Annotated in this window: 18 protein-coding genes and 1 pseudogene; 13 read left to right on the top strand and 6 right to left on the bottom strand. The window is 62.7% G+C overall.

Annotated elements, in window-relative coordinates:
* Positions 1-3: 3 nt before the first annotated feature.
* From bcsZ to galU, 4 genes are all read left to right on the top strand, one after another.
* On the top strand, positions 4-1,188 hold the full coding sequence (gene bcsZ, locus A3A5_RS0126610) for a cellulose synthase complex periplasmic endoglucanase BcsZ (protein WP_051108581.1): 1,185 nt from the start codon (positions 4-6) through the stop codon (positions 1,186-1,188).
* Positions 1,161-5,537 carry a cellulose biosynthesis protein BcsC gene (locus tag A3A5_RS0126605; RefSeq protein ID WP_018313516.1) on the top strand — a complete coding sequence of 1,459 codons (4,377 nt, stop codon included), beginning with the start codon at positions 1,161-1,163 and terminating at the stop codon, positions 5,535-5,537. The genes bcsZ and A3A5_RS0126605 overlap by 28 nt, the downstream gene beginning before the upstream one ends.
* Positions 5,538-6,298: 761 nt before the next feature.
* Positions 6,299-6,889 (top strand): phosphatase PAP2 family protein, encoded by a 591-nt coding sequence (locus A3A5_RS0126600; RefSeq protein ID WP_018313515.1) that lies wholly within the window; start codon positions 6,299-6,301, stop codon positions 6,887-6,889.
* Positions 6,890-7,650: 761 nt separating this feature from the next.
* Positions 7,651-8,505 (top strand): UTP--glucose-1-phosphate uridylyltransferase GalU, encoded by an 855-nt coding sequence (galU, locus tag A3A5_RS0126590; RefSeq protein WP_369797820.1) that lies wholly within the window; start codon positions 7,651-7,653, stop codon positions 8,503-8,505.
* Between the two features lie 138 nt (positions 8,506-8,643).
* Here the strand turns inward: galU and A3A5_RS0126585 are convergent, their stop codons facing one another.
* The 4 genes from A3A5_RS0126585 to A3A5_RS0126570 all read right to left on the bottom strand — a co-directional run bounded on the left by A3A5_RS0126585 (position 8,644) and on the right by A3A5_RS0126570 (position 13,090).
* On the bottom strand, positions 8,644-8,895 hold the full coding sequence (locus A3A5_RS0126585; RefSeq protein ID WP_018313512.1) for a hypothetical protein: 252 nt from the start codon (positions 8,893-8,895) through the stop codon (positions 8,644-8,646).
* 114 nt (positions 8,896-9,009) lie between these two features.
* Positions 9,010-10,131 carry a hypothetical protein gene (locus tag A3A5_RS0126580; RefSeq protein WP_018313511.1) on the bottom strand — a complete coding sequence of 374 codons (1,122 nt, stop codon included), beginning with the start codon at positions 10,129-10,131 and terminating at the stop codon, positions 9,010-9,012.
* Between the two features lie 167 nt (positions 10,132-10,298).
* Positions 10,299-11,996 carry a hypothetical protein gene (locus A3A5_RS0126575; RefSeq protein WP_018313510.1) on the bottom strand — a complete coding sequence of 566 codons (1,698 nt, stop codon included), beginning with the start codon at positions 11,994-11,996 and terminating at the stop codon, positions 10,299-10,301.
* Between the two features lie 293 nt (positions 11,997-12,289).
* On the bottom strand, positions 12,290-13,090 hold the full coding sequence (locus A3A5_RS0126570) for a hypothetical protein (RefSeq protein ID WP_026201166.1): 801 nt from the start codon (positions 13,088-13,090) through the stop codon (positions 12,290-12,292).
* A 505-nt stretch (positions 13,091-13,595) separates the two neighbouring features.
* Here A3A5_RS0126570 and A3A5_RS0126565 point away from each other — a divergent pair.
* Positions 13,596-14,543 (top strand): helix-turn-helix domain-containing protein, encoded by a 948-nt coding sequence (locus tag A3A5_RS0126565; RefSeq protein ID WP_018313508.1) that lies wholly within the window; start codon positions 13,596-13,598, stop codon positions 14,541-14,543.
* A gap of 30 nt (positions 14,544-14,573) precedes the next feature.
* On the opposite strand, the gene A3A5_RS39400 is transcribed toward A3A5_RS0126565, so the two are convergent.
* Positions 14,574-15,392: a hypothetical protein gene (locus A3A5_RS39400; RefSeq protein ID WP_051108579.1), complete on the bottom strand. Its 819-nt coding sequence runs from the start codon at positions 15,390-15,392 to the stop codon at positions 14,574-14,576.
* 545 nt (positions 15,393-15,937) lie between these two features.
* Between A3A5_RS39400 and A3A5_RS0126555 the strand changes: the two genes are divergently transcribed.
* From A3A5_RS0126555 to A3A5_RS40390, 8 genes are all read left to right on the top strand, one after another.
* Positions 15,938-17,317: an undecaprenyl-phosphate glucose phosphotransferase gene (locus A3A5_RS0126555; protein ID WP_026201164.1), complete on the top strand. Its 1,380-nt coding sequence runs from the start codon at positions 15,938-15,940 to the stop codon at positions 17,315-17,317.
* 249 nt (positions 17,318-17,566) lie between these two features.
* Positions 17,567-18,634, top strand: coding sequence for a dTDP-glucose 4,6-dehydratase (gene rfbB, locus A3A5_RS0126550; protein ID WP_018313505.1), 1,068 nt, complete (start codon positions 17,567-17,569; stop codon positions 18,632-18,634).
* Positions 18,624-19,541 carry a dTDP-4-dehydrorhamnose reductase gene (rfbD, locus tag A3A5_RS0126545; RefSeq protein ID WP_026201163.1) on the top strand — a complete coding sequence of 306 codons (918 nt, stop codon included), beginning with the start codon at positions 18,624-18,626 and terminating at the stop codon, positions 19,539-19,541. Before rfbB ends, rfbD begins: the two co-directional genes overlap by 11 nt.
* A gap of 11 nt (positions 19,542-19,552) precedes the next feature.
* Positions 19,553-20,431 carry a glucose-1-phosphate thymidylyltransferase RfbA gene (gene rfbA / locus A3A5_RS0126540; protein ID WP_018313503.1) on the top strand — a complete coding sequence of 293 codons (879 nt, stop codon included), beginning with the start codon at positions 19,553-19,555 and terminating at the stop codon, positions 20,429-20,431.
* The gene (rfbC, locus tag A3A5_RS0126535; protein ID WP_018313502.1) at positions 20,428-20,979 is read left to right on the top strand and encodes a dTDP-4-dehydrorhamnose 3,5-epimerase; all 552 of its coding nucleotides are present in this window, start codon (positions 20,428-20,430) and stop codon (positions 20,977-20,979) included. The genes rfbA and rfbC overlap by 4 nt, the downstream gene beginning before the upstream one ends.
* Before the next feature lie 89 nt (positions 20,980-21,068).
* The gene (locus tag A3A5_RS42215) at positions 21,069-22,250 is read left to right on the top strand and encodes a DUF1972 domain-containing protein (RefSeq protein WP_081623996.1); all 1,182 of its coding nucleotides are present in this window, start codon (positions 21,069-21,071) and stop codon (positions 22,248-22,250) included.
* A gap of 51 nt (positions 22,251-22,301) precedes the next feature.
* Complete coding sequence (locus A3A5_RS0126530; RefSeq protein WP_026201162.1) at positions 22,302-23,726, top strand: mannose-1-phosphate guanylyltransferase/mannose-6-phosphate isomerase; 1,425 nt, start codon at positions 22,302-22,304, stop codon at positions 23,724-23,726.
* Positions 23,727-24,007: 281 nt separating this feature from the next.
* Entirely contained in the window at positions 24,008-24,655 is a 648-nt protein-coding gene (locus A3A5_RS40390) for an acyltransferase (protein ID WP_018313499.1), read from the top strand.
* Between the two features lie 124 nt (positions 24,656-24,779).
* On the opposite strand, the pseudogene A3A5_RS43615 reads toward A3A5_RS40390, so the two are convergent.
* A pseudogene (locus A3A5_RS43615) lies at positions 24,780-24,926 on the bottom strand (IS5/IS1182 family transposase); the annotation flags it as partial.

The raw sequence follows: 24,926 nt of genomic DNA, 5'->3' as shown, positions 1-24,926 counted from the left end.
GCGATGGCCCGGCTCGCACCGCTGGCCGCCCTGCCGGCGCTGGGAGGCTGGCCGGCGCTGGCGGGCGCCGCGGCGCCCTCCTCCTGCCCCTGGCCGCTGTACCAGCACTTCCTGTCGTCCTTCGTGCAGGCCGACGGCCGCGTGCTGGACCCGTCCACGCGCGAGCAGCACAGCACCTCCGAGGGCCAGTCCTACGGCATGGTGTTCGCGCTGATCGCCAATGACCGCGCCACCTTCGACCGCCTCTGGCAATGGAGCATCGCCAACCTCGGCGCGGGCAGCCTGCAGGACAAGCTGCCGGCCTGGCAATGGGGCCATCGCAGCGACGGTTCGTGGGGCGTGATCGACGCCAACTCCGCCTCGGACGCCGATCTGTGGTTTGCCTTCGCGCTGTTCGAGGCGGCCCGCGTGTGGCGCCAGCCGCGCTATGCCGGGCAGGCGCGCGCACTGCTGAAGCTGGTGGCGCGCCAGGAAGTGGTGTTGCTGCCGGGCTTCGGTGCCATGTTGCTGCCAGGGCCGCAGGGCTTTGCCGAAGGCAAGGAAGACGGCACGCGCCAGTGGCGCCTCAACGCCAGCTACCTGCCGGTGCCGTTGCTGCGCCGGCTGGCCGGCGGCGATCCGGCCGGGCCGTGGGGCACGCTTGCCACGCAGGCCGGGCGCCTGGTCGAGGCGGTGGCGAGACAGGGCATCGTGCCCGACTGGTCTGCCTACCGCACCGACCAGGGCGGCACGGGTTTCCTTGCCGACCCCGTCACGGGCGACGTGAGCAGCTATGACGCGATCCGCGTATACCTGTGGGCCGGCATGACGCCGCGCGGCGATGCCGCCGGGCGTGTGCTGATGAAGCTGCTGGCGCCGCAGGCGCAGCGCATGGTGGGGCGCGCTGCCCCGCCCGAGCGCATGCGCGCCGGCAGCGGCGCGCTCGAGGGCGAAGGCCCGGCCGGCTTCTCCGCCGCGCTGGTGCCCTTCCTGCAGGCGGCCGGATCGCCGGCCGCCGTGGCGCAGCGCGCACGCGCCGAGGCCATGCTCGGCGCGGCAGCCGCGGGCAAGCCCGCCGCCACGTATTACGACACCGTATTGGGACTATTCGGCCTCGGCTTTGCCGAAGGCCGCTACCGGTTCGCCCCTTCGGGGCAACTCGAGCTGGAGTGGGAGAAAGCATGCCGAACCGCAAGCGCCCGGCCATGAACGGACACGCGATCATTTCCATGCGGGCGCCACGCGCCAGGCAACTGCGCGCGAAAACGCTCGTGCTGAGCCTGCTGACCGCATTCACCGCAGCCGCCGCCGCCCAGGAGGACCCGGTCAGACTGCTGGTGGACCAGGGCAAGTACTGGCAGCAACGCGGCCGCAGCGACCGCGCCGCCGAAGCGTGGCAGAAAATCCTTCGCCTCAATCCCAACCAGCCCGAGGCGTTGTACGGCATGGGCGTGGCCGAGGCCGAGTCGGGGCGGGCCGATGCGGCACGCACCTACCTGGAGCGGCTCAAGAAGGCCCAGCCCGGCTCGCCGCTGGTGGCGCGGCTGACGCAGCTCATCACCAGCGGCGGCACCGGCCAGCAACTCGAGCAGGCGCGCCAGCTAGCGCGCAGCGGCCAGAGTGAGGAAGCGGTCAAGCGCTACCAGCAGGCCGCCGGCGGCGCCGCGCCGCAGGGCAACCTCGCGCTCGAGTATTACCAGACCCTGGGCGGCACCGCGCAAGGCTGGGAGGAGGCCCGCAAGGGCCTGGAGCAGCTCGCGCGCGCCAATCCGTCCGACCACGGCGCCCAGCTCGCCCTGGCCCAGCACCTGACCTACCGCGAATCCACCCGGCGCGAAGGCATCCGCGGGCTCGAAGCGCTCAGCAAGAGCCCCGACGTCGCGGGTCAGGCGCGCGAGAGCTGGCGCCGCGCGCTGACCTGGCTGGGCGGGCGCCCGGCCGATGCGCCGCTGTACCAGGCGTGGCTGGCCAGCCATCCCGACGATGCCACCATCCGCGCGAAGCTCGACGCGGTCAGGATCCAGCCGCAGCCACAGCAGGAAGGCGCGCGCGTGGCCGGCGCCAGCGCGAGCCCAGTGCGCCAGCTTGTGCAGCAGGGCTTCGACGCCCTCGACGCGGGCGCTCTCGAACGCGCCGGCGAGCACTTCCAGAGTGCGCTGGCGCAGCACACCGACGATGCCGACGCGCTCGGCGGCATGGGCGTGCTGCGGCTCAAGCAGGAGAAGTTTGCCGAGGCGGTGGACTATTTCGAGCAGGCCACCAGGCGCGGCGCGGGCGGCCGCTACCGCGCCGCGCAGAACAGCGCCACCTACTGGATGCTGTCCGAGCAGGCCAGCGCAGCGCGCAACACCGGCAACCGCGCCGAAGCGCGCCGCCTGCTCGAGCGCGCCATCAAACTCGACGCGCGCGAGCCCTCCGCTCAGGTCGCCCTGGCCGACCTGATGGCCGAGGAAGGCCAGTACGCGCAGGCCGAGACCGCCTACCGCCGCGTGCTCAAGCAGCATCCGGACAATCCCGACGCCACGCGCGGGCTGGTGGGCGTGCTGTCGGCGCAGAACAAGAGCGCAGAAGCGCTGGCCATGGTGCAGAACCTCACGCCGGCCCAGCAGGAGAAGGTCGGCTCGCTCGGCAAGCTGCGCGCCGACGAAGCGCGTGCCCAGGCGCGTGCCGCCCTGAAGCGTGGCGACACCGCCGGCGCGCGCCGCGCGCTCGAAGACGCCATGGCGGCCGATCCCACCAACCCGTGGGTACGCCTGGACGCGGCGCGCGCCTTTGCCTCGGTGGGCCAGAAGGAGCAGGCGCGCGGCATCATGGACGGCCTGCTGCTGTCCAACCCCGACATGCCGGACGCACTCTACGCCAGCGCCCTGCTGTCGGCCGAGACCGGCGACTGGCAAGCCGGGCTCGATGCGCTCGAACGGATCCCGCCGCAGAACCGCACGCGCGACATGGGCACGCTGCAGCGTCGCCTGTGGGTGCACGCCGAGGCCGAGCGCGCCGGCGAGCTGGCCGCCGCCGGCCAGCAGCGCGCCGCGCTGGCCGTGCTGCAGGAGGCCGAGCGCTATGCCCAGCAGGATGCCGACCAGCTTGGCGCGCTGGCACTGGCCTACGCCGATGCCGGCGACGAGGTGCGCGCGTTGTCGCTGATGCGCAGCGTGATGAGCCGCACGCCGCGCGCGGACGTCGGCATGCAGTTGCAGTACGCCGCCATCCTGCTCAAGACCAGGCAGGACGTAGAGCTGGCCGGCGTGCTGCGCCAGCTGGCGGGCGCCAGCATGAGCCAGCCCCAGCGGCGCGACTACGACGACGTGCGCGTGGCCTATATCGTGCGCCAGGCCGATGCGCTGACCGAAGCCGGCGACCTGGTCGCGGCCTACGACACGTTGGCCCCGGCGCTGTCCGAGCGCCCCGGCAACGGCGCCGTGCGCGCGAGCCTGGCGCGCATGTACGCGCAGGCCGGCGAGAACAAGAAGGCGCTCGCGCTGTATGAAAGCGTGCTGGAGAAAGACCCGCGCAACCTGGACCTGATGCTGGCCGCCATCGGTACCGCCACCGCTGCCAAGGAGTTCAGCTGGGCCGAAGGCACCTTGCAGATGGCGCTGGCGCAGGCGCCCAGGTCGCCCAAGGTGCTGACCGCCGCCGGCCGCCTCTACCGCGCGCAGGGCAAGACGTCGCGCGCGGCCGAGTATTTCCGCGCCGCGGTGGCGGCCGAGAGCGCCGCCGGCGCCCGCCCCGACGCCGCTGGCTTCGACCGCGTCCCTGCCAACCCCTTTGTCGGCCTGCCGGGCCAACGCGGCAGCTCGCAACTGCCGCCCCCGGGCTCGCCGGCACCCTATGTGGCCGTGCCGGCGCCGACCGCAGCAGCGGCCTTGCCCCCGCCGGTGATGATGCATACCAGCGCGCAGGCCTACGGCCAGCCTTATATCCCTGCGCCCCTCGGCACGGCGCCGGCCGCGGGCGCATTGGCCATCCAGCCGCAGGCCTACTACCCGCAACCGGCCAGCACACCGCAGCGCGCGCCGGCCGCCAGCAGCGCCACGCGCGGCAAGACCACGAAGGTCGTGGCGGCTGCGCCTGCCTATCCTGCCGCGCAGGCGCAACAGCCGGCCGCGCAGTATCCGGCGCCGTTTCCGAATGCGGCGCAGTATCAGGCGCCGCAATACCCGGCACAGCAATACCCCGCTGCCCAGGCAGTGGCCGCAGCCGACGGCTACGGCGCCGCATCCGCCGTGCCGGCCCGCCAGCCGCTCGGTGCCCAGTCGCGCGCGCCGTGGTTGGCCGACACCGATTCGCAAGCCAACCCGACCGGCCCCAGGACAGCCCAGCAGGAACTTCAGGAAATCGAGTCCCAGCGCACCGCCACGCTCGCGGGCGGCCCCATGCTGCGCGGGCGCAACGGCGATTCCGGCATGAGCCAGCTCACCGAGTTGCAGGTCACGGCCGAGGCCAAGATGGCGGCGGGCAACGGCAAGCTGGTGGCACGCGTGACGCCGGTGGCGCTGGATGCCGGTTCGGTCGGCGGCGACTTCAACAACGCCTCGCGCTTTGGCGGCGGTCCGCTGGCTTATGGCGTGAACGGCGCGGCGGTCAACCTGAACGGCAGCCCGCTGAAATCCACCTCGGCGGGCACGCAGAACGCCTTCGGGGTGTCGCTCGGCGTGGCCTACGAATCCGACCGTTTCAATGCCGACCTGGGCAGCACGCCGCTGGGATTCCGCTACACCGACGTCAACGCCGGTGCGCGCCTGAACCTGCCGCTGACCCAGCGCACCACGCTGTCGCTCGGCGCTTCGCGCCGGCCAGTGACGGACAGCCTGCTGTCCTATGCGGGCGTGCGCGACGAGCGCACGGGCCAGCAATGGGGCGGCGTGATGAACAGCAGCGCGCGCGCGGACGTGGGCTGGGACGACGGACTCTTCGGCATCTACGGCTACGGCGGCTACGGACTGCTGACCGGCCACGACGTCAAGCGCAACACGCGCTGGGAAGGCGGCGGCGGCTTCTACCTGCGCGTGATCGACACCCCAGACCAGCGCCTGATGAGCGGTGTGAACTTTACCTCGATGGGGTATGCGGAGAACCTGCGCTACTTCACCTTCGGCCAGGGCGGGTACTTCAGCCCGCAGACCTACTTCGCGGTGACGGTGCCGCTCTCGCTGTCGGGCCGCGCCGGACGCCTGGCCTACAACGTGCGTGGCGCGCTTGGCGTGCAGGCTTTCAGCGAGGACGACTCCAACTACTTCCCGACTGATGCGGCGGCCCAGTCGGCGGCCAATGCCGCGGTGGCCGCAGCCAACAGCAAGGGCCTGACCAACGCGACCAGCGCGGTCTACCCGGGCCAGTCCAAGACCGGCCTGGCCTACAACCTGGTCGGCTCGATCGAATACCAGGCGGCGCAGCAACTCTATGTGGGCGGCCTGGTGGGCATCGACAACGCGCGCGACTATCGCCAATGGTATGCCGGCGTCTACGTGCGTTATGCGCTGCAGCGCCAGACCGGACTGATCGCGTTCCCGCCGGTGCCGCCGCAATCCGCCGTGGGCCCACTGCCGTTCTGATTGCGCCGCGCGGCCGGCGCGGCATCAATGATCGGAAAGCAGGCGCAGCCGGACGGACGGCTGCGGCGGGTGCTCAGGCCTCGGAATGGCCGCGGTGGGGGAGCCATTCGAGTCCGGAGCAAGCGCCTGGAATCCCCTACTTCGAAGGGATCGGCATAGCCGACGACTCGGTAGAATCAGGTTGCAGCGCACAATAATCACTTGCAGTTCCAACGTGGGCCGCTCAAGACAAGGCCTGTGCGCACCCATTCATTAGGAGGCTGCAAATGAAATTTCCATCCCTCTTGATACTCGTGCTGGTTGCCGGCGGCGCCCATGCCGGCCAGCGTCTTGGTGTGGCCAGCTACGGCCAGACGGGTAGCACGCAGTACGGCGGTGCCAGCTACGGCTCTGGCCAAATGCAAAGCTACTCCGCGGGTGGCGTGAACGCCGATATTGGGAAGCGCTATAGCGGCACAGCAGGCGGCTCCCAGTTTGGAGACACATCGTCTGACAGAAGCGGAATGACAAGTTCCCAGCCGCGTTCACCATCTCTGTACCCGTCCATGGGCAGTTCTACACTCCAGCAGCCAAAGGCTCCGAAATGAAGAACCCGCCCGGCGACTCCGCTGGCCATCTTGCCTTGACCTGCTGCGCCTCATCGCGGCATATGCCGTCGTGCTATATCAGCTTGCCCCAAGCCGCCACCGCCCGCCGATTGCTCTGAACGCAGTTTCTTCTGGTTGCGCTAAGCTGCGGCATCTTCTCTGCCCAAAGAAACCATGTGGAACGCAATCAGCGATGTCGGCGATGCCGCATTGACGCTACCAGTCGCCATTGCATGCGCTGTCTGGCTGGGAATATCGGCTCCCGGCCTGGCCATCCGCTGGATACTGCTTCTGTCGGCCGGCATGGCACTCACCGGCATCACTAAAGTCCTGTACGCCGGATGCGGATTCGAGATTTCCTCGATCGGATTTCGCATGATCAGCGGGCATACGACCTTGTCGACTGCTGTCTGGACCGTCGCCATCGCACTCCTCTCCCGGGGCATGGGAGGCAACGCTGGCATCGGCGCCATCGCCGGCTTGCTTGTCGGCCTGCTGACTGCTGTCGCCAGGGTCTTCGATCATGCGCATACGGTTCCCGAAGTCATCGCGGGCTGGTTTTTGGGCGCTGCAATTGGCGCGCTCTTTGTTCGCGCTTTCACGCGCGCTGAATTCAGACCATTTCGACCGGTTGCCGCCGCTGCTGCGCTCATCCTCGTCACCACCGCGGCGTATGGAAACCACGCGCCCTTCCAGACCATGATCGAGGCACATTCACGAGGCCTGTGCGCACGTGCATTCCCCGCTGTTTCGGCCGCACGCTAACGTCAAGTGGGGAGGGACTTGAGGTCGGACCCATTCGCTTGCAGTCCCTTACTGAGGGGGGATCGGCCCAGCTGACGAGTAGGTAGAATCAAGTTGCAGCGCACAATAAACCAGGAATGCGCTTCGCTCTGGGTCAACCTCACCGGTAAGCCGCGATGCTCTATTTGCTAGCGTTCGTCGCCTTCGAGGCGGCGTGGTTCGTTCCATTCCGGATTGTGTTCAAGTCTGCGCGATTCAGCGCGCTATATGCCTATCTTTCCTTGATCCCGCTTCTTGGGCCGCTTCTCTGTATCTGGATACTCGCCGCGCGGCCATGGCCGCTCAAGACCAAGGTAGTGCGCACGTATTCTTGAAAGGGAAAGCTCCCCGAAGGCCTTGGCAAAGGGGAAGCCGCTGGTGCGGAGGACCTGGACTTCAGCGCCAGGAAGAAGGCGCCGGGATAGGCCAGCCCCAATCGCGCCCGCATGCTTTCGAGCCTGCCTTATGCAAAATTCCGACAGCTGCTCAATGCGAAATGCCACCGGGCTGGCATCGAACTGCTACGTCGCGCGACGTGGCTGGAGCGTGCATGCTGCCGCGTCGGTCGTAACTGCGCGCCGCAGGCAGAAGTTGTTGGCTGAGCCATCGTAACGACGGATCAGGGTGACAGCAAAACCGATCATTGATGACGAGTTGTGGAAGCTGATTGAACCACTAAACATTCAGAAGGAACACAGGATATGGACAACCGCGTTACCAAGGCCGTCTTCCCCGTCGCGGGACTGGGCACCCGCTTCCTCCCCGCCACTAAGGCGAGCCCGAAGGAAATGCTGCCCGTCGTCGACAAGCCACTGATCCAGTACGCCGTGGAAGAAGCCATGGCCGCCGGCATTACCGAGATGATCTTTGTCACCGGCCGCTCCAAGCGCGCGATCGAGGACCATTTCGACAAGGCCTACGAACTGGAAGTGGAGCTCGAGGCCAAGAACAAGCAGGCGCTGCTGGACGCGGTCCGTTCTATCAAGCCGGCCAACGTCGAGTGCTTCTACGTGCGCCAGCCCGAAGCACTGGGCCTGGGCCACGCGGTGCTGTGCGCAGCCAAGCTGGTGGGCGACGCGCCTTTTGCCATCATGCTGGCCGACGACCTGATCGACGGCAATCCGCCGGTGATGAAGCAGATGGTCGACATCTACAACCACTACAACTGCTCGGTGCTGGGCGTGGAAGAGATCGCGCCGGAGCAGAGCCGCTCCTATGGCGTAGTCGACGGACGCGAATGGGACGAGGGCGTCATCAAGATGTCCGGCATCGTGGAAAAGCCCGCGCCGAAAGATGCCCCCTCCAACCTGGGCGTGGTCGGCCGCTATATCCTGACGCCGCGCATCTTCGACCACCTGCGCGAGCTGAAGCCCGGTGCCGGCGGCGAGTTCCAGCTGACCGACGGGATCCAGTCCCTGCTAAGCCAGGAGCAGGTGCTGGCCTATCGCTACCAGGGCCGCCGCTATGACTGCGGCAGCAAACTGGGCTACCTGAAGGCGACCGTGGAGTTCGCGCTGAAGCACCAGGAAGTCGGCGCCGACTTCCGCAGCTACCTGGAGCAGCATGGCCATCACCCGGCAGACAGCGTGGTTGCCTGACAAAGCTGCCTGCCATTGAGTTGGTGAGCCCCCCTCAACCCTCTCACACCACCGTCCGTGCGGTTTCGCATACGGTGGTTCACGAACAAGACTGCAAGCGTCGCTGTTTATCCAGCAGCGATGTCAGCGCCCGTGCAATCACGATTCGATACAAAGGGCGCGCGGATCCCGGTCTGCTTCTGCGGCTTTTTCGGAAACATGGTGACTCTTCAGGCGGCTGTGCATAGCCTCGCATTGCTTCAACATCGTTGCCCTGGGCGCCTCTGCTGGGCTGGCAATGCCGGCCTCGGCGGCAACGCGCAGATATGCGTGCCGGAAGACTACGGCCACGGTAACGATGAGCGTACCGATGCCCAAGGTTCGAACTGCAAGCCGGGTGTATTGCGACATAGCGAAATTGGCTTGGTGACAAACAGGAATCAACGCTACTACTTGGCCAGCTACACGCGCCTCCAAGCCATTCTATGTCTGTTGAAAGAGAGGGACCGGGTCTGGATCTCGATTTCAGAACCCGGAGAAGCGAATGCCGATCGAGCCGTAGCCGTAGTACCGGTCCAGCTTGCCAGCGGTCGTGGCGTTATAGAGGAACGGAATGGTGCCGACGAAGTTGTACAGCGACGCCTGGCCGCGCAGGAACACCTCCACGTTCTTCACTACCGCATACGAAAGCTCCAGCCCCAGCGTATGGTTCGAGCGAATCGGCGAGTAGCCATAGGTTTCCGCGCGGCTATCGACATTGCTGCGCAGCAGGTATTGGAACTGGTAGCCCAGCCGCGCGGCGAAGTTCTCGTACTTCCAGCGCCATGAGCCGCCCAGGTTCAGGTAGCCGGCCGTGTAGTTGAAATCGTCGTTGAAATTGATCCCGAACCGGCTGGCATCAACTGCGAACGAGGCCGACTGGAGGGTGGCATTGCCAGCGCGGCACGGTGCGGCCAGCGCGCCGTTGGCGATATTGTCAGAGCCGATGGAAACATTGAAGTTGCAATTGCCTTGCTGCAGACGGGTATTGATGCTCCCGATGCTCACACGGCTGATCCCGAGCCCGACGAAACCCGTGAGCTGGTTGCGCTCGGTCAGCTCGCCCGAGAAGATGACGTCGGCCTGGCCCTGGACGTCATTCGCATTGTTCACCGTGAGGCTGTTGAAGGTCGTGTTGCGAACCGTGACCGGCGTCGAGCGGTTCAGGCTGCCGGAGTGGTCTCCCCATAGCGAGAAGCGCACCATGATGCGATCGCGCGCGCCAGGCTCGGCCAGCGGGTCGTAGTGCATGGCCAACATCCAGCTGTCGATCTGGTTATGGTCTTGTCCGTAATCGATACCGCGGCGCCAGTACGTGGCCGACCCCGACCAATACGGCGAGAACTTGTAGCCCAGCATCAGCTTGCCACCGCTATAGTCGCCGGCGTTGTCCGACACGGGGCCCTGCCGCCCGCGCAGGTTGAAGACATCCACGGTGCTATTGACCATGTCGTAGCTGGCCTCCACCCGCACCGAGGTGAACTCGCCCGTGGCGGGCTCGGCCAGCATGAATACATCGTCCGGCGCGGCGCTGGCCGCGCCCGCGCACGACAGGCCCAGCATCAGCGCGCAGGCTTGATCCAGCCGGCGCTTGCGAAACAGCTGCATAGAAGACTCCGAGGCCGCGGGGCAAGCCTCATTCGTGGCGCGTCCCCAGGGACTCGACGCAGACACAAAAAGAACCCGGCCACCCGTGGCACTGCCCTGAGGCATGCGTCCGGATGACCGGGGGCATGGCCTTCCCCATCCTGGCGGAAGGCACCACTACGCGCCGGTCAGGGGTTGAGCGTAACCGTAGTCTTGAGGCCGTCGCCGGTCACCTTGGCCGCGTCAGTCCTCACCGACGCCGTCTTGGCGTTCTCCACGTTGCCGTCGACCAGCGCACCCAGCTTCACGTCCTTGCCGCTAATACCTGTCAGCGCAAACGTCACGGGGAACGTGCTGGGTGACTTCGGCGTGAGGGCGTCAACCTGCGCCTGGCTCAGCGCGCCGGCAGACTTGAGCTTGCCAAGGAACACCGTGAACGGCAGGTTCAGCGAGCCGCCATTGGCGCTGTCGAACAGGTTGTCCGCCACGCCATTGGTCAGGCTTGCGGCAGCCGACACATTGCCGCTGATCTCGAACGAATAAGTCGTGTTGGCCGGCACCACCACATCCACCAGTTGCGACCCGTTGAACGTCAGCGTCACGTTCTCGATGATGACGTCGACCTGGTTGCCGCCGTAGGCATAGCTCAGGCCAGCGCGCACTTGCGACGGGCCGCCATTGAAGGCATCGCCATTCTGCGTCAGCGCGACCTTGATCGAGCTCAGCGTGCCGCCCGTGACCGAGATCGTGTCGGTGATCGGGTAAGCCTGGCCGTTGATCGTCAGGTTGGACAGCAGGACGTAGTTGGTCAGCTTGACCGCGTTCGCCACGTTGTTGATCGCGGTGCTGTCCACCGCACTGCCCAGGTCCGCGGCTGCCTGCTGGATCTCGGCGGTATTGCCGGTCGACACGGCGTCGCCGAGCGCGGCCAGCTTGGCCGCGTTCGACGCATCGGTCAGAGCGGTCGGCGTCACGGCCTTGACCAGCGCGGTGGTCGTGGAGGACTGGGCGCTCTCGGTCACGACGTTGATCGATCCGCTTGCCTTCAGCTGCGACAGCGTATCAGCCGGGCTGCTGCTCAGCGCGATGTCGTTCAGCGCCGTGCTCACGCTTAACACCTGGCTCGTGATCAGCGGGCCGGCCAGTGCGGCCACGTTGGCTGCCACGGCGGCAATGTTCGACTGCAGGCTCGCGGGCAGGCCGCTCTGGGCGTTCTGCACAGCGCCAGACACCACGTTCGACACCAGCGCGCTGCTGGCCAGGTCAGCCGTGCCCGACGCGCCGGCCACGGCGCTGGCGACCGCCTTGGCAGCCGCTGCGGCCGCAGCCTCGGCGGTCAGCGTGCCACCCGTGGCCAGGCCCGTCAGCGTCTTGGCGACCTGGTCGACCAGTTGCTGTACCACGACCGCCGCCCTGAGCGTGGCAGCGTCCTGCATCGGGTCCAGCGTGGCCAGGTCCTTGCCTGCCAGGCCGAGCTTCTCCGCCAGTGCTGCGGCCTGGGTCGGGCCGAGTTGCGCCACCAGCGTGGTCAGCGGCGAGATCACCGGTGTCACGCCCTCCTTGTACGTCACCGCCGGTGCCTGCAGCACCCCGGTGAACGGCTGGTTAGTACCGATATCGGTGCCGCCGGTCACCTTGAGCGCGCTCGTGGTGCAACCGGCCGGGAAGGTGAAGTCGCCGGTTGCATTCGTCGTCGCGGTCTTGTTGCTGCAATCGAGGAAGGTGACCGTCGCGCCGGACAGGTAGAAGTCCACCGCCTTGCCGCTCACGGTGGCAGAAGGCTGGGACGGCGAGGGCGAATCGTCGCCGCCACCGCAAGCAACAAGCGTTGCCGCGGCGGCAGCCATGATGCCGAGGGTGAAGATGTTCCGGGTTTTGGTTTGCACGCTTCTCTCTCCTGAGATCGATACTTCGGTACGTCGATACATGGTGGGTAATCCTGCGACGGAATACTGCCGCACACAGTCTCCGGCGCCCTACGCTGCCCTGTCGTGCCACGCTTCGGCTCGCAAGCGGTTTTTGCTGCAGCAGCTTGCAGATCGCGCCAGCACACAGATAAACAAATCCCCAAATCTGTGTCACCCCTACTTGGCGGGGGATAGCCTGTGCTTGCGCGCAGCCTCGTAAGCCGCACTGCAGCATCGCCAACGCACGTCCGCCGTGACTCACTACGGCCTTGCTAACAGCCGTCTGCACCAGAGCAGAGCGCAGGGAAATCGCCCGGTCCCAGCCAGCCGGCAATGTATTGCCCCATTGCGTCAAGCAACACGTCTGACGTCAATCCCGCTGCGCCGGCCAATGCCGGGCAGATAATCCACGTGGTGCCGTCGTGCTCCAGCACGCGCAGGGTCTTGGGCAAGTCAGCGGGCTGCAGGATGTGGTCGGCGCCGCGCACATTCCCGAGAGCGAACGCCTGCACGAAATCGTCGGCGTGCCGCTCGCCCAGGCATACCACCACCTTTGGCTTCCAGAGCCGGCGGATCCTGTCGATGAAGGCGAAACGCTGACCGTCGCGGCAAAGCTCGAGGTAACGCTGCCTGGGCACAAGCTCCGGCTGGCCGCGGAATGCCGTCGACCACGGTGTCTGGTTAATCAGGCGCGCTGGCAGCGGAAACAGGCTGAGCTTGAACTCCGCGCCGTGCGGCGCGTACAGATGATGGTCGAAGTAATGCTTCCAGTCCCGCTCGCCCAGGGACGTGTTGAAGAAATGTGCGCGCGCTGCGGCCATGATCCTTGCAATCTTCTGGTGCGACTGCCAGCGCTCCATGTGGTCGCGGTGCTTGTGGCGGTACGCAGCGTCCCACGCACTGGGTTGCGCGTGCGGAACCAGCGGCGCCACCATCGACTCGGCTCTCGGATGCGGTGAACTGTCACAAAACCAGACTGGCGCGTCCGGATTTCCCCCTTCCATCCCTACATACGACGCGAAATATTCTTCGAGCTGTTCACGCGTAAACACTGTATTCGGTTCTGTTTTCATGCCTCTACCGCGTGGGTGAGTAAAGGATGCCAAAAGGCTGAGCCCCCGCTCAGCGATTTGTTGCACCACACAAACTAGGCAGCGGCCGGATTCTGCGCGCGAATCCGCGTGTTTTCTCCCCCCATTCGAGGGATACGTTGTCATCTCGTTTCCCTTCGTAAGCGGGGTAACGTTCAACGCAATATCACGGCAATTACGCGCGCGAGGCCTCAATAAACCCATAGCAAGTCAAGCTACAAGCGTGCCCGCCTGTCACACGTACGTCGTGCGTTTGGGTTAAAGTCGCCCTCGTGCGCCGATGTTCTGTTCTGCACCGGCCGGTAACCAGTCACCAAGCTTCGCGTCATCGATAGTGCTAAACGTCCCTGCCTCACCGCGCCGCGCTAGCCGGCTCACGCGCGCCGAACCCGAACGCTTGCCGCACAGCCACTTCGAGGTAGGTGCCGATGGATCGCAGGCCGCCAGAGGTCAGATACTTGCGTGGCGACAACGCGTTGGGCACGTCATGGACCTGGACGTCACGCGCGACAGCCTCCTTGCGCCCTTCCACGCAGCCATTGACCGCTACCTGATCGCGGACATGTCCTTCACGGACTGCCGCTGTGACGGCGTCACGCTGCAACGCAGCCTCGCGCGTATCTCGACTGACTCGGCACGGCATCACGCGATACAGGTCTTCGTCGAAGGCAGCGCCGGCTTAGTGGTGGGTGAGCGCCGCAATCCGCAGCCGCGCCACGGAGGTATTCTGCTGACGGACCTTGGGCAGCCGATTGAGATGCGGCGCGAGGCCACACGCGCGCTCTCGTTCTTCGTCCCGCGCATAACGATGGATGCCATTTTCATGGAAGCCGAGGCCGCGCACGGACGCATCGTCGAAACCGACACACCGCTGAGCCGACTGGCCGTCGCACACGCCGTCGCGCTCAGTCGCGATCTGCCAACCATGACACCCGAGGCCGCCGTGCACGCCATGCACACCGGCGTGGAGCTGCTGGTCGGGGCCCTGCGGCGAGGCGTGGGCCTGGACAGCAGCGCTCGCGCCGCGGTGCGCAGCGCCGTACTGGCACGCGCCCGTCGGCTGATAGACGCCGATCCCGGCCAGGCCGGACTGTCGCCCACCAGGCTGCTGTCAAAGCTGGAAATCTCGCGAGCCACCCTTTACCGCTTGTTCGAACCCGAAGGCGGCGTGCAAGCCTATATCCGCAAGAGCCGGCTGCGGGCTGCCGCGCAGGACCTGGTGCGCTACCCTCACCTGGCTGTCAACGACATCGCCTACGGGCTGGGCTTCAACAGCCCGTCCGACTTTACGCGCGCATTCCGCCGCACCCTCGGCATGTCACCGCGCGACCTGCGGGCCTACGCCACCGACGCCGGCAACCGTGCCTTCTGGCAAGCCGCGAACGCAGTCCAGGGCAAGGATTATCAGCAATGGATGCAGCGTCATGCCGCGTGATGACACCGCGGCCGCAGTGGCCAAACGGTGTCACACCGAGGCTTCGGTCTCTTCCTGTCGGCGCCGATCGGGCTCTTCTGGCCGCATCTGGAAATCGGCGATCGTCAGCCACTGGCTGATGAAGTGCCCCATTGCATTCAACAGGACGTCTGATCCCAGGCCGGCAGCGCCGGCCACCGCCGGGCAGACAACCAGGCGCGTGCCCTGGTCCTGGTAGACGCGCAGTACCCGTACCTGGTCAGCCGGCTTCAGGACATGCTCGGTGTATGGCTGGCCGCGCATGCCAAACGCGTGCAGGTAGTCATCCTCGTGACGCTCGCCCAGGCAGATCACCACCTTGGGGCGCTGGCGCCGGCGCAATGCCTCGATGAAGCGGAAGCGTCCGCCGTTGCGGCACATTGACAGGTAGTTGACCTTGGGATTGAGTTCGGGCTGCTGACCATACAGCCGCTTCCAGGGCAGCCCGTTGTCCGCGCGAGTCGGCAACGGAAACAGGCTCAGCTTGAATTCCCAGCCGCGTGCACGGTAGAGATACTCGGCAAGATAGCGCTGCCAGCTGCAGTTATCGCGCCGGGCGAACAACACCATTTCCCAGGCCGCCGACATGATGCGCGCGATGCGCTGGTGCGTCTGCCACCTTGCCATATCGTGTGCGTGAGCGACACGAAAGTGCGCGTCCCAGGCGTTCGGCACTCGCTGCGGAGCCAGCGGCGCCGCCAGCGGCAAGCCCACCGTGGTGGGCACATGATCGCAAATCCAGACCGCTGCCGCCGGGTTGCCTCCCTCCATGCCCACGAAGGAAGAAAAATAGGCATCCAGCTCATCGCGGGTAAAAACGTTTCCTTTCATGTCTTGCTGCATCCTGCTGAAGATTGCCGTGACACCGGCTTGAGATCGGCACTACTGCGTTGCGCGCAATGCCAACGCAAGACTCTAGCCGTGGCGGCCCCTCGCACTTGACCATGCGTCTCAAAACGGAAGGTCTCGACGTAAAGGTGCCACACAAACATCGCCCCACTTTCCCTTCTTACGCAGGGTACCGACGGGTCACGCTGCACCGCACTATTCGCACCAGAAACACGAAGCACACCGGCGCCACCAGCGCGCCGGCAGGAAGAGAGCGTTGCAGTTCCAGGGACGGCACTCAAGGATGCGGCCAGTGGCCGGTCGCTAGCTGACCGCAGCCACGCCATGGAACCGACTGCCGCAATGCAGTCCCGCACGACTCTGCTTTGTCCGCGCCAAGAGCATGCACACCAAGATGCATGCCAGCGACGAGCCTGGCCGACCCTGTGCGCGGCCTGCAAGTTCGGAGGAGACAAAAGGTATGGGCACTCGCTTGAGCGCCCATTACGCGAACGCTTCGGGGGAAGCAAATGGGTGTCTATCGCGATATGTTTGCCAGGCATCACGATCAGCTCGCGCTGATGGTTCGCCTGCTCGACGCCGGCGCCATCTGGCTTGCGGCAATACTGGCCACTGAAGCGCGCTTTGCCAGCGCGCACGCCCCGATCCACCTGTTCGTCCAGTACTTTGGCTGCGCGATCGCCTTCATCGTGTTGCCCGGGTTCGACCTCTACAGCTCATGGCGCGGCCGCAGCCTGTTCTCGCTCGCCACGCGCCTGCTGTCCGCCTGGAGCCTGGTCTGGCTGATCAGCGTTCTGCTGACCTACCTGCTGCACCAGGCCGACGCCCTCTCCCGCTTGTGGATGGTTTACTGGTACGCCTTCTCGCTGGCCGGCCTGCTGGGCCTGCGCGTGGCCAGCCGCGTCGTTCTCAACCTGTTGCGCGTCACCGGCGCCAACAGCAAGCGCGTGCTTATCGTTGGCTATGGCCGTACCGGACAGGAGATGTACCGCCGCGCGACCGCCAGCCACGCCACCGGATTCAAGATCAGCGGCATCTACGCCCCCGAAGGCGAGCCCACTCCGGAAGGACGCCGGCGCATCACCGATAGCGCCCAAATCCCCGAGTTCGCACGCGATCAGGGGATCGATGAGATCTGGCTGACCCTGCCGATGAGCGAGTTCCGCCTGATGCAGGAGATCAACTTCTCCCTGCGCAATGACTTCATTGACATCAAGTGGATGCCGAGCGTGCTCGACTTCGACCTGCTCAACCACAACGTCGGCAACTTCCTCGGCATGCCCGCGGTGGAAATGAACAGACCGCCCGCGCTCGGCGTGCGCGGCACGATCAAGGCCATCTTCGACCGCACCTTTGCTGCGCTCGTCCTCATCGCCCTGTCGCCGCTGTTCCTGATCATTGGCATCCTGATCAAGCGCGACTCGCCCGGCCCCGTCTTCTTCAAGCAGGAGCGCCTTGGCATGGACGGCCGCGTCATCCACGTCTACAAGTTCCGCAGCATGAAGGTCCACGCCGAGCATGGCACCGTCACGCAAGCCACCAAAGGCGACAGCCGCATCACGCCGATCGGCGCCTTCCTGCGCCGCACCAGCCTGGATGAGCTGCCGCAGTTTATCAATGTGCTCAGGGGCGAGATGAGCGTGGTTGGCCCGAGGCCGCATGCCATGGCGCATAACAATATGTACAAGGAGCAGTTGGACTTCTACATGATGCGTCACCGCGTCAAGCCCGGCATCACGGGCTGGGCCCAGATCAACGGCTACCGCGGCGAGACCGACACCCTGGACAAGATGGCCAAGCGGGTGGAGCACGACATCTTCTATATCCGGAACTGGTCGTTCTGGATGGATGTGAGGATTATTTTCTGGACGGCGTTCAAGGGGTGGACGGGGCGGAATGCGTACTGATCTGTCCGTCCGAGCCTCAAGGCTACCGCACAGCTCACGCCGTGGGGTTATATCTCGCACCCGCCATCGTGTTCTTTAGCTCTGCTCGTGGTGGGCAAGTATCCCGGGCAAAGCGCAGGCGCTCAATCGGGAGTTTCACAACAAGCTGATGCACCTGGGCGCCTTTTCGCGGTGGCAGAAGTAGCACCCCGCTTGTGGGTGCGACCACATCCATGGCCGCCTCCGCCTAACCCTTTCCCTTATTCATCTATGCGCAACTGTATTTTCGTTACGGGCGGTGCGGGCTTCATCGGAGGCAACTTCGTTCTGGACTGGCTGGCCGATGCCAACGCCGACGAAGTAGTCAACGTCGACAAGCTCACGTACGCCGGCAATCTCAAGACGCTGGCCTCGCTCGACGGCGATAGCCGTCACGTTTTCTCGGAGACGGATATTTGCGACCGTGCCGCCCTGAACCGCCTGCTGACCACCTACAACCCGCGCGCCGTGGTGCATTTCGCCGCTGAAAGTCACGTCGATCGCTCGATCAGTGGCCCCGCCGAGTTTATCCAGACCAATATCGTCGGCACCTTCACGCTGCTGGAGGCCGTACGCGCTTACTGGGGCGGCCTGGACGACGCAGCCCGTGCGGCCTTCCGCTTCCTCCACGTGTCTACCGACGAGGTATTTGGTTCGCTCGGCCCTAATGACCGGCAGTTCTCGGAATCCACCGCGTATGCGCCTAACAGCCCATATTCAGCCTCCAAAGCGGCATCCGACCATCTCGTGCGTGCCTATCACCATACCTATGGGCTGCCGGTGCTGACCACGAACTGCTCGAATAACTATGGCCCTTATCACTTCCCCGAGAAGCTGATTCCACTGATGATCTCCAATGCGCTAGGCGGCAAGCCGCTTCCCGTGTACGGCGATGGTCTGAACGTGCGCGATTGGCTTTATGTGGGCGACCACTGTGCCGCCATTCGCGAGGTGCTTGCACATGGCCGCCTGGGGGAGACCTACAACGTGGGCGGCTGGAACGAGAAGACCAACCTCGACGTCGTACACACGCTGTGCGACCTGCTCGATGAGTTGCGTCCGAAGGCTGCTGGTTCATATCGCAACCAGATCACCTTTGTTAAGGACCGTCCCGGCCATGACCGGCGCTACGCCATCGATGCGCGCAAGCTCGAGCGCGAACTCGGCTGGAGGCCGGCTGAGACCTTCGAGACCGGCCTACGCAAGACCGTGCAGTGGTACTTGGATAACCAAGGCTGGGTACAGGATGTGATGTCAGGTGAGTATCGCAACTGGGTGGCAAAGCAATATGCGGCATAAGACCCCCTCAATCCCGACGCTCCTTGTAACGGGAAGCAGCGGTCAGGTGGGCTTCGAACTGCGCCGCAGCTTGGCGCCGCTGGGTCGCGTGGTAGCACTCGATCGCGCCGGCTGCGACCTTTCGCGACCGGACGAATTGCGCCGCGTTGTGCGCGAGCTTCGCCCAGACGTGATCGTCAATCCCGCCGCCTACACCGCCGTGGACAAGGCCGAGACCGACATCGAGGCAGCCTACGCCATCAACAGTGTTGCGCCGGGCGTCCTGGCCGAGGAAGCCAAGACGCTGGGCAGCTTGTTGGTGCACTACTCCACCGACTACGTATTCGACGGCAGCAAGGACGGCAGCTATGTTGAGACCGACATAGTCAACCCGCAATCCGTCTATGGCAAGAGCAAACTCGCCGGCGAGCAGGCCATCGCCGCGGCCGGCGCGCAGGCCTTAGTGCTGCGCACCTGCTGGGTGGCCGGCGCGCACGGTAGCAACTTCGCCAAGACCATGCTCAAGCTCGGCCGCGAGCGCGACAGCTTGCGCGTTATCGCTGACCAGTTCGGTGCGCCCACAACCGCCTCGTTGATAGCCGACGTAACTGCCCAGATTGTGGCGCGCCACTGGCTGTCTGGTGGGCCAGCCGCGTTTGCCGCCGGCGTCTACCACTTGGCGGCCGCTGGCGAGACAAGCTGGCATGGCTATGCCACTGAGGTGCTACGCATGGCAGCAGCTCGGGGCGTCCCGCTACAGGTGAACCTGGAGCACATCGAAGCAATTCCGGCTACCGCGTACCCATTGCCGGCGCCACGTCCTGCCAATTCACGGCTGAATACCAGCAAGCTGCGCGAGACCTTCGGCATCCATTTCCCGGACTGGCAACAAGGCATTCGATTGCTGCTGGACCAGATCCTCCACTGAGTATTCGCACCATGCGCAAAGGCATTATTCTCGCCGGCGGTTCCGGCACTCGGCTTTATCCGATCACCCGCTCGGTGTCCAAGCAACTGCTGCCCGTGTACGACAAGCCGATGATCTACTATCCGCTGTCCACGCTGATGCTGGGAGGGATCCGCGACATCCTCGTCATCTCCACGCCGGAGGACACGCCCCGCTTCGCCGACATGCTCGGCGACGGCAGCGACTGGGGCATCAACCTCCAATATGCCGTGCAACCCTCGCCGGACGGCCTGGCGCAGGCCTTCATTATCGGCCGCGACTTCATCGGCAACGATCCTTCTACGCTCATCCTGGGCGACAACCTCTTTCATGGCCACGACCTTGTGCGCCAGCTCGAGCGCGCGTCCTCACAAAAGGAAGGCGCCACGGTATTCGCCTATCACGTGCACGACCCTGAGCGCTACGGCGTAGTGGAGTTCGACAAAGACTTCCGCGCGGTCTCACTCGAGGAAAAGCCGGCCCAGCCGCGCTCGCACTATGCCGTCACGGGCCTGTACTTCTACGACAACCAGGTCTGCGACATTGCGGCGGACATCAACCCGTCGGCCCGCGGCGAGCTCGAAATCACCGATGTCAACAAGCGCTATCTCAGCATGGCGCAGCTCGACGTTGAAATCATGGGCCGCGGCTACGCCTGGCTGGATACCGGCACCCACGACTCGCTGCTCGAAGCTGCTAGTTTTATTGCCACGCTGCAGAATCGGCAGGGGCTCGTCGTGGCGTGCCCTGAGGAGATCGCGTACCGCAACAAGTGGATCGATTCCGAGCAGGTGGCTCGACTCGCCACACCGCTGTCGAAGAACGGCTATGGCAAATACCTGACGCAAATCATTTTAGAAGCTATCAAATGAGCATGCATGTTATTCCCACCGCCCTACCCGAGGTTCTAATCATCGAACCCAAGGTATTTAGCGACGAACGTGGATTCTTCCTTGAGAGCTTCAATAAAAAGTCCTTTGAAGCTGCGACTGGGCTCAAGCGTGAATTTGTGCAGGATAATCATTCGCGCTCGGCGCGCAACGTTTTGCGCGGGCTGCATTATCAAATTGAGCACCCTCAAGGCAAGCTTCTCCGCGCCGTGACCGGGGAAGTCTTCGATGTAGCTGTGGACCTGCGTCGCAACTCACCGAACTTTGGCAAGTGGGTGGGTGTTACGCTGTCGGCTGAGAACAAGAGGCAGCTTTGGGTGCCCGAGGGCTTTGCGCACGGATTTGTCGTGATATCCGAGTCGGCTGAGTTTCTTTACAAGACAACCGATTATTGGCATCCGGAGCACGAACGATCACTGCTCTGGAATGACCCATCACTTTCCATTCAATGGCCGATCACAGCTACACCTGTAGTCTCCGCCAAAGATGCAGAAGGGAAAACATTCAAAGAAATTGATTATTTCCTATAAACGGACTGCATAAATCCGTCGAATGTTTTTTTGCCAAAAGAATATTAATAGTTTGCACAAAACTCGAGTCGACCCAAGGAATACACTTCATGCCCAAGACTACTGCGAGGAAGAGTCTAGCCATTCTCGGGACCCGAGGCGTACCTGCCCGCCATGGTGGGTTTGAAACATTCGCTGAACGCCTGGCACTCCACCTGGTAAAGGTCGGCTGGCAGGTAACTGTATATTGCCAGGAAGAAGGGCAACCCGGGTCAATACGCACGGACCGATGGGAAGGCATCGACCGTGTCGTAATTCCCGTCGGCCGGACTGGCGCCTTGGGAACGATATCGTTCGACTGGCGCTCAGTAAGACACGTTTTACAATCCAACTACGACCTCGTTCTGACGCTCGGCTACAACACGGCTATTTTTTGTGCACCATATCGTTTCAGTCGCATTACCAACGTCATCAACATGGATGGCATTGAGTGGAAGCGAGACAAGTGGAAAACTCACGAGCGACTCTGGTTGTGGTTTAACGAAAGAATCGGTTGCATCGTCGGCAACCATCTGATTGCCGATCATCCTGATATCGCTACTCATCTCGCAACGCGGGTGAGCAGAGACAAAATCACCATGATTCCCTATGGGGCCGATCCGATTCACGCCGCAAACATTGACGATCTACAGAAGCTCGGACTTCAACCGTTCAACTATTTCACAATAATTGCTCGCCCGGAACGGGAGAATTCAATACTCGAAATAGTAAAAGCGTTCTCCAGAAAGAAACGCGACAGCAAGCTTGTTGTTCTAGGAAAGTATACGCCCGACTCCAATAGTTTTCATCGTGAAGTTCTCGACTCTGCCAGTTCCGAGGTAATATTTCCTGGCGCCATATATGAAAAGCAAACACTCTCTGCATTGCGTGCTTACAATTCCGCATACATCCATGGACATACAGTCGGCGGAACGAACCCCTCTTTAGTTGAGGCCTTGGGGGCCGGTTCGGCCGTCCTCGCGCATGACAACTCATTTAATCGCTGGGTTGCTGGGTCTAAAGCATTGTATTTTTCAGATGAAGATGAATGCGAAATGCGAATCGAGGAAATTATCAACGGGAATGCACCACTCTCGGAGATGCGGAAATCCAGCATCAAGCGCCACGCGGATAGTTTCACGTGGGATAAGATACTAAATTCCTACGAAAGCCTGCTCCTTTCATTGGCAGCTTCCGCTAGTAACACCGCAACCGTTGAGTCTGCACGTGCCACATCTGTAGTTGGTGACTAAGGTCTATGCATCTCTAATCACCCAGTCCCCTATTTGAATTTTAGGAAGAGAATGAACATTTACCCTGTCATCCTCTGTGGTGGAAGCGGAACGCGGCTTTGGCCAATGTCGCGCGGTGGCTATCCGAAGCAGTATCTACAACTAGTTGGCAACCATACGTTGCTCCAGCAGACGGTCCTTCGCTTGAATGGAATCAAGAACGTCAGGCAACCTATCGTAGTGACGAACTTGGAGCAACGTTTTCTAGTGGCTCAGCAACTAAGCGACATCGCCGTGATCCCGTCGTCAATAGTACTCGAGCCCGTCGGCAGAAACACTGCTCCTGCCACAGCAGTGGCTTCGCTTCTCGCGACGGAGATAAGCCCGGACAGCATCCTGCTGGTATTACCCGCGGATCACATTATTCGGAACGATCAGATTTTTGTTGAGTTAGCCACCGCCGCGGCCGAGATCGCCAAAGATGGCCATCTGATAACATTTGGCATACGACCGACCGAACCCCACACTGGCTATGGCTACATCCGGTGCGGCAAATCCTTGAGTCCGGAAGATGGTGTATATCTAGTAGAGGATTTTGTCGAAAAGCCAGATTCGGCTACGGTTAGCCGGTTTCTGAAGGATGGCAGCCATCTCTGGAACAGCGGGATGTTCATGCTGCAGGCGTCAACTTATCTCGACGAACTTCGACACCACGCCCCGGCTGTTTTGGATCAGTGCGAGGCGGCGCTAACGAAAAGTACCCGTGATCTGGATTTCATCCGACTCGATAGGGCCGCGTTCGAAACAACGCCAAACGTCTCCATTGACTACGCCGTAATGGAGAAAACCGAGCGCGCAGTCGTCGTTGCAGCAACTGACCTAGGTTGGAGCGATGTTGGTTCTTGGGATGCTCTTGCGGCTGTGGCCCCGGTTGATCCAAACGAAAACAGCCTAATCGGCGATGTTTTGATCGAAGAAGTGAATAGCACCTACATCAGAGCAGAGCATCGCATGGTTGCGGCCATTGGCGTAGATAATCTAATTATTATTGAAACTGCCGATGCCGTTCTCGTCGCGACCAAAGATAAATCCCAAGATGTTAAAAAGGTAGTCGCTAGATTAGCAGCTAGCGGCCGGCAGGAATCGATCACACATCGTAAAGTTTTTCGTCCGTGGGGTTCGTATGAAGGAATTGATCGAGGTGATCGCTTCCAGGTGAAGCGAATCATCGTTAATCCAAATTCCTCACTCAGTCTTCAGATGCATCACCATCGAGCTGAGCACTGGATTGTGGTGCGAGGTACAGCCAAAGTATTCAATGGCGATAAAGAAATGCTTCTATCCGAAAACCAATCTACGTATATTCCCATTGGCGCAACCCATCGATTAGAGAACCCTGGAAAAATTCCACTTGAGCTCATAGAGGTTCAGTCTGGCTCTTATCTCGGCGAGGATGACATCGTACGCTTTGAGGATCATTACGGTCGCGTAGCCTGACTTCGCCCCGCGAAGATCACAGGCGGGGAAACATGGCAGCACGTCGAAAATTGATACGTAAGTTTCACCCCTTCCATGGACTCGAACTTCATCGCGCAGGCATATGATGAGTTCGCAAAGCAGCAGGTATTTGTCGGCTTCATGTCGGATGAGATGGCGACGTAGTCCGTGGCTTGCTTTTCCCAGATCCCCCAAAGTTGAGGCTCGTCTATGGTGGACCGATCAGATGCGATAAGGTTCAGGGGAAATCATGGAGGGGGTGCGAGGTGGATAGAAATAGGTTGCAATTTCTGGATGCGCTGCGCGGTGTTGCGGTGCTGCTTGTGGTTCTCTCTCACTTCGGCGAGGGGCATTCCGAGTTTTTGCGAGACCTCATCAGCTCAACTTTCCAATTTGGCCAGGCTGGCGTCTCGCTGTTCTTTTTGATCAGCGGGTACATCATTCCGCGCTCCATAAACGGAGCGTCAAGTTTGGGTGTATTTTGGGGGCACCGCATCATGCGGCTGTATCCTATTTATTGGATATCGATCGCCGTTGCCGTGCTCATGAGCGCGGCCGGAGTATTTGACTTGCCAACGGGGGCAGGTTCGGTTGACGTGCTTGTGAATCTGACAATGCTCCAAGGCTTTGTCGGGGTGAGTAACCTGATCGGCGTATTCTGGAGCCTGAAGTTCGAAATGGCTTTCTACGCTCTTATGACGATATTCGTATTTCTCGGCTGGAACACATGGCCGAGCAGAATTTACGCGGCATGGACCACGTGCATCCTGGTGATTGCTCTGGCAAGCGTCCTGACTCCTCGCCCGTTCCCGTACGGTCTGTTCCATGTGGAGCTCATGCTTCTTGGGTGGTTATTGGGTGAATGGCACTCAGGCAAAGGTAGCGTTGATTCGAAAACAGCTTTCCTAGGAGTGCTAGGGAATCGCTGAACAAAGCGTCAGCGCGCAGCGTTGCCAGTGTGATGCCGATTTTTTTTGTCAACCAACAGCAGATTTGACGGCTTGCCAGTTGGAAATTTTCATTTTTTGGGGCTTTTGCCCCGGGTTTCACGCCTTATGCCGCCTTGCAGACGGAATTGTCCATTGATTGCAGCAACGCTTTCTTTGCAATCACCAGATTGGCCAGCGCAAACAAGGTGTCGCACTGCGCACCGTTTTTGGCCAATCCCCTGTAGCGAGCCTTCTTGTGCTTGAACAGATT

It is taken from the genome of Cupriavidus sp. UYPR2.512, from assembly GCF_000379565.1.
Taxonomy (GTDB): domain Bacteria; phylum Pseudomonadota; class Gammaproteobacteria; order Burkholderiales; family Burkholderiaceae; genus Cupriavidus.
This window is presented reverse-complemented; position numbering and strand designations above follow the sequence as displayed.

Excerpts from the sequence above, each read along its gene's own strand:
- A3A5_RS0126580 (WP_018313511.1), bottom strand. The coding sequence starts at position 10,131 with ATGCAGCTGTTTCGCAAGCGCCGGCTGGATCAAGCCTGCGCGCTGATG.
- A3A5_RS0126605 (WP_018313516.1), top strand. The coding sequence starts at position 1,161 with ATGCCGAACCGCAAGCGCCCGGCCATGAACGGACACGCGATCATTTCC.
- A3A5_RS0126585 (WP_018313512.1), bottom strand. The coding sequence starts at position 8,895 with ATGTCGCAATACACCCGGCTTGCAGTTCGAACCTTGGGCATCGGTACG.
- rfbD (WP_026201163.1), top strand. The coding sequence starts at position 18,624 with ATGCGGCATAAGACCCCCTCAATCCCGACGCTCCTTGTAACGGGAAGC.
- A3A5_RS0126570 (WP_026201166.1), bottom strand. The coding sequence starts at position 13,090 with ATGAAAACAGAACCGAATACAGTGTTTACGCGTGAACAGCTCGAAGAA.
- rfbB (WP_018313505.1), top strand. The coding sequence starts at position 17,567 with ATGCGCAACTGTATTTTCGTTACGGGCGGTGCGGGCTTCATCGGAGGC.
- A3A5_RS0126555 (WP_026201164.1), top strand. The coding sequence starts at position 15,938 with ATGTTTGCCAGGCATCACGATCAGCTCGCGCTGATGGTTCGCCTGCTC.
- A3A5_RS0126530 (WP_026201162.1), top strand. The coding sequence starts at position 22,302 with ATGAACATTTACCCTGTCATCCTCTGTGGTGGAAGCGGAACGCGGCTT.
- bcsZ (WP_051108581.1), top strand. The coding sequence starts at position 4 with ATGGCCCGGCTCGCACCGCTGGCCGCCCTGCCGGCGCTGGGAGGCTGG.
- A3A5_RS39400 (WP_051108579.1), bottom strand. The coding sequence starts at position 15,392 with ATGAAAGGAAACGTTTTTACCCGCGATGAGCTGGATGCCTATTTTTCT.
- rfbA (WP_018313503.1), top strand. The coding sequence starts at position 19,553 with ATGCGCAAAGGCATTATTCTCGCCGGCGGTTCCGGCACTCGGCTTTAT.
- rfbC (WP_018313502.1), top strand. The coding sequence starts at position 20,428 with ATGAGCATGCATGTTATTCCCACCGCCCTACCCGAGGTTCTAATCATC.
- A3A5_RS42215 (WP_081623996.1), top strand. The coding sequence starts at position 21,069 with ATGCCCAAGACTACTGCGAGGAAGAGTCTAGCCATTCTCGGGACCCGA.
- A3A5_RS0126600 (WP_018313515.1), top strand. The coding sequence starts at position 6,299 with ATGTGGAACGCAATCAGCGATGTCGGCGATGCCGCATTGACGCTACCA.
- A3A5_RS0126565 (WP_018313508.1), top strand. The coding sequence starts at position 13,596 with ATGGACCTGGACGTCACGCGCGACAGCCTCCTTGCGCCCTTCCACGCA.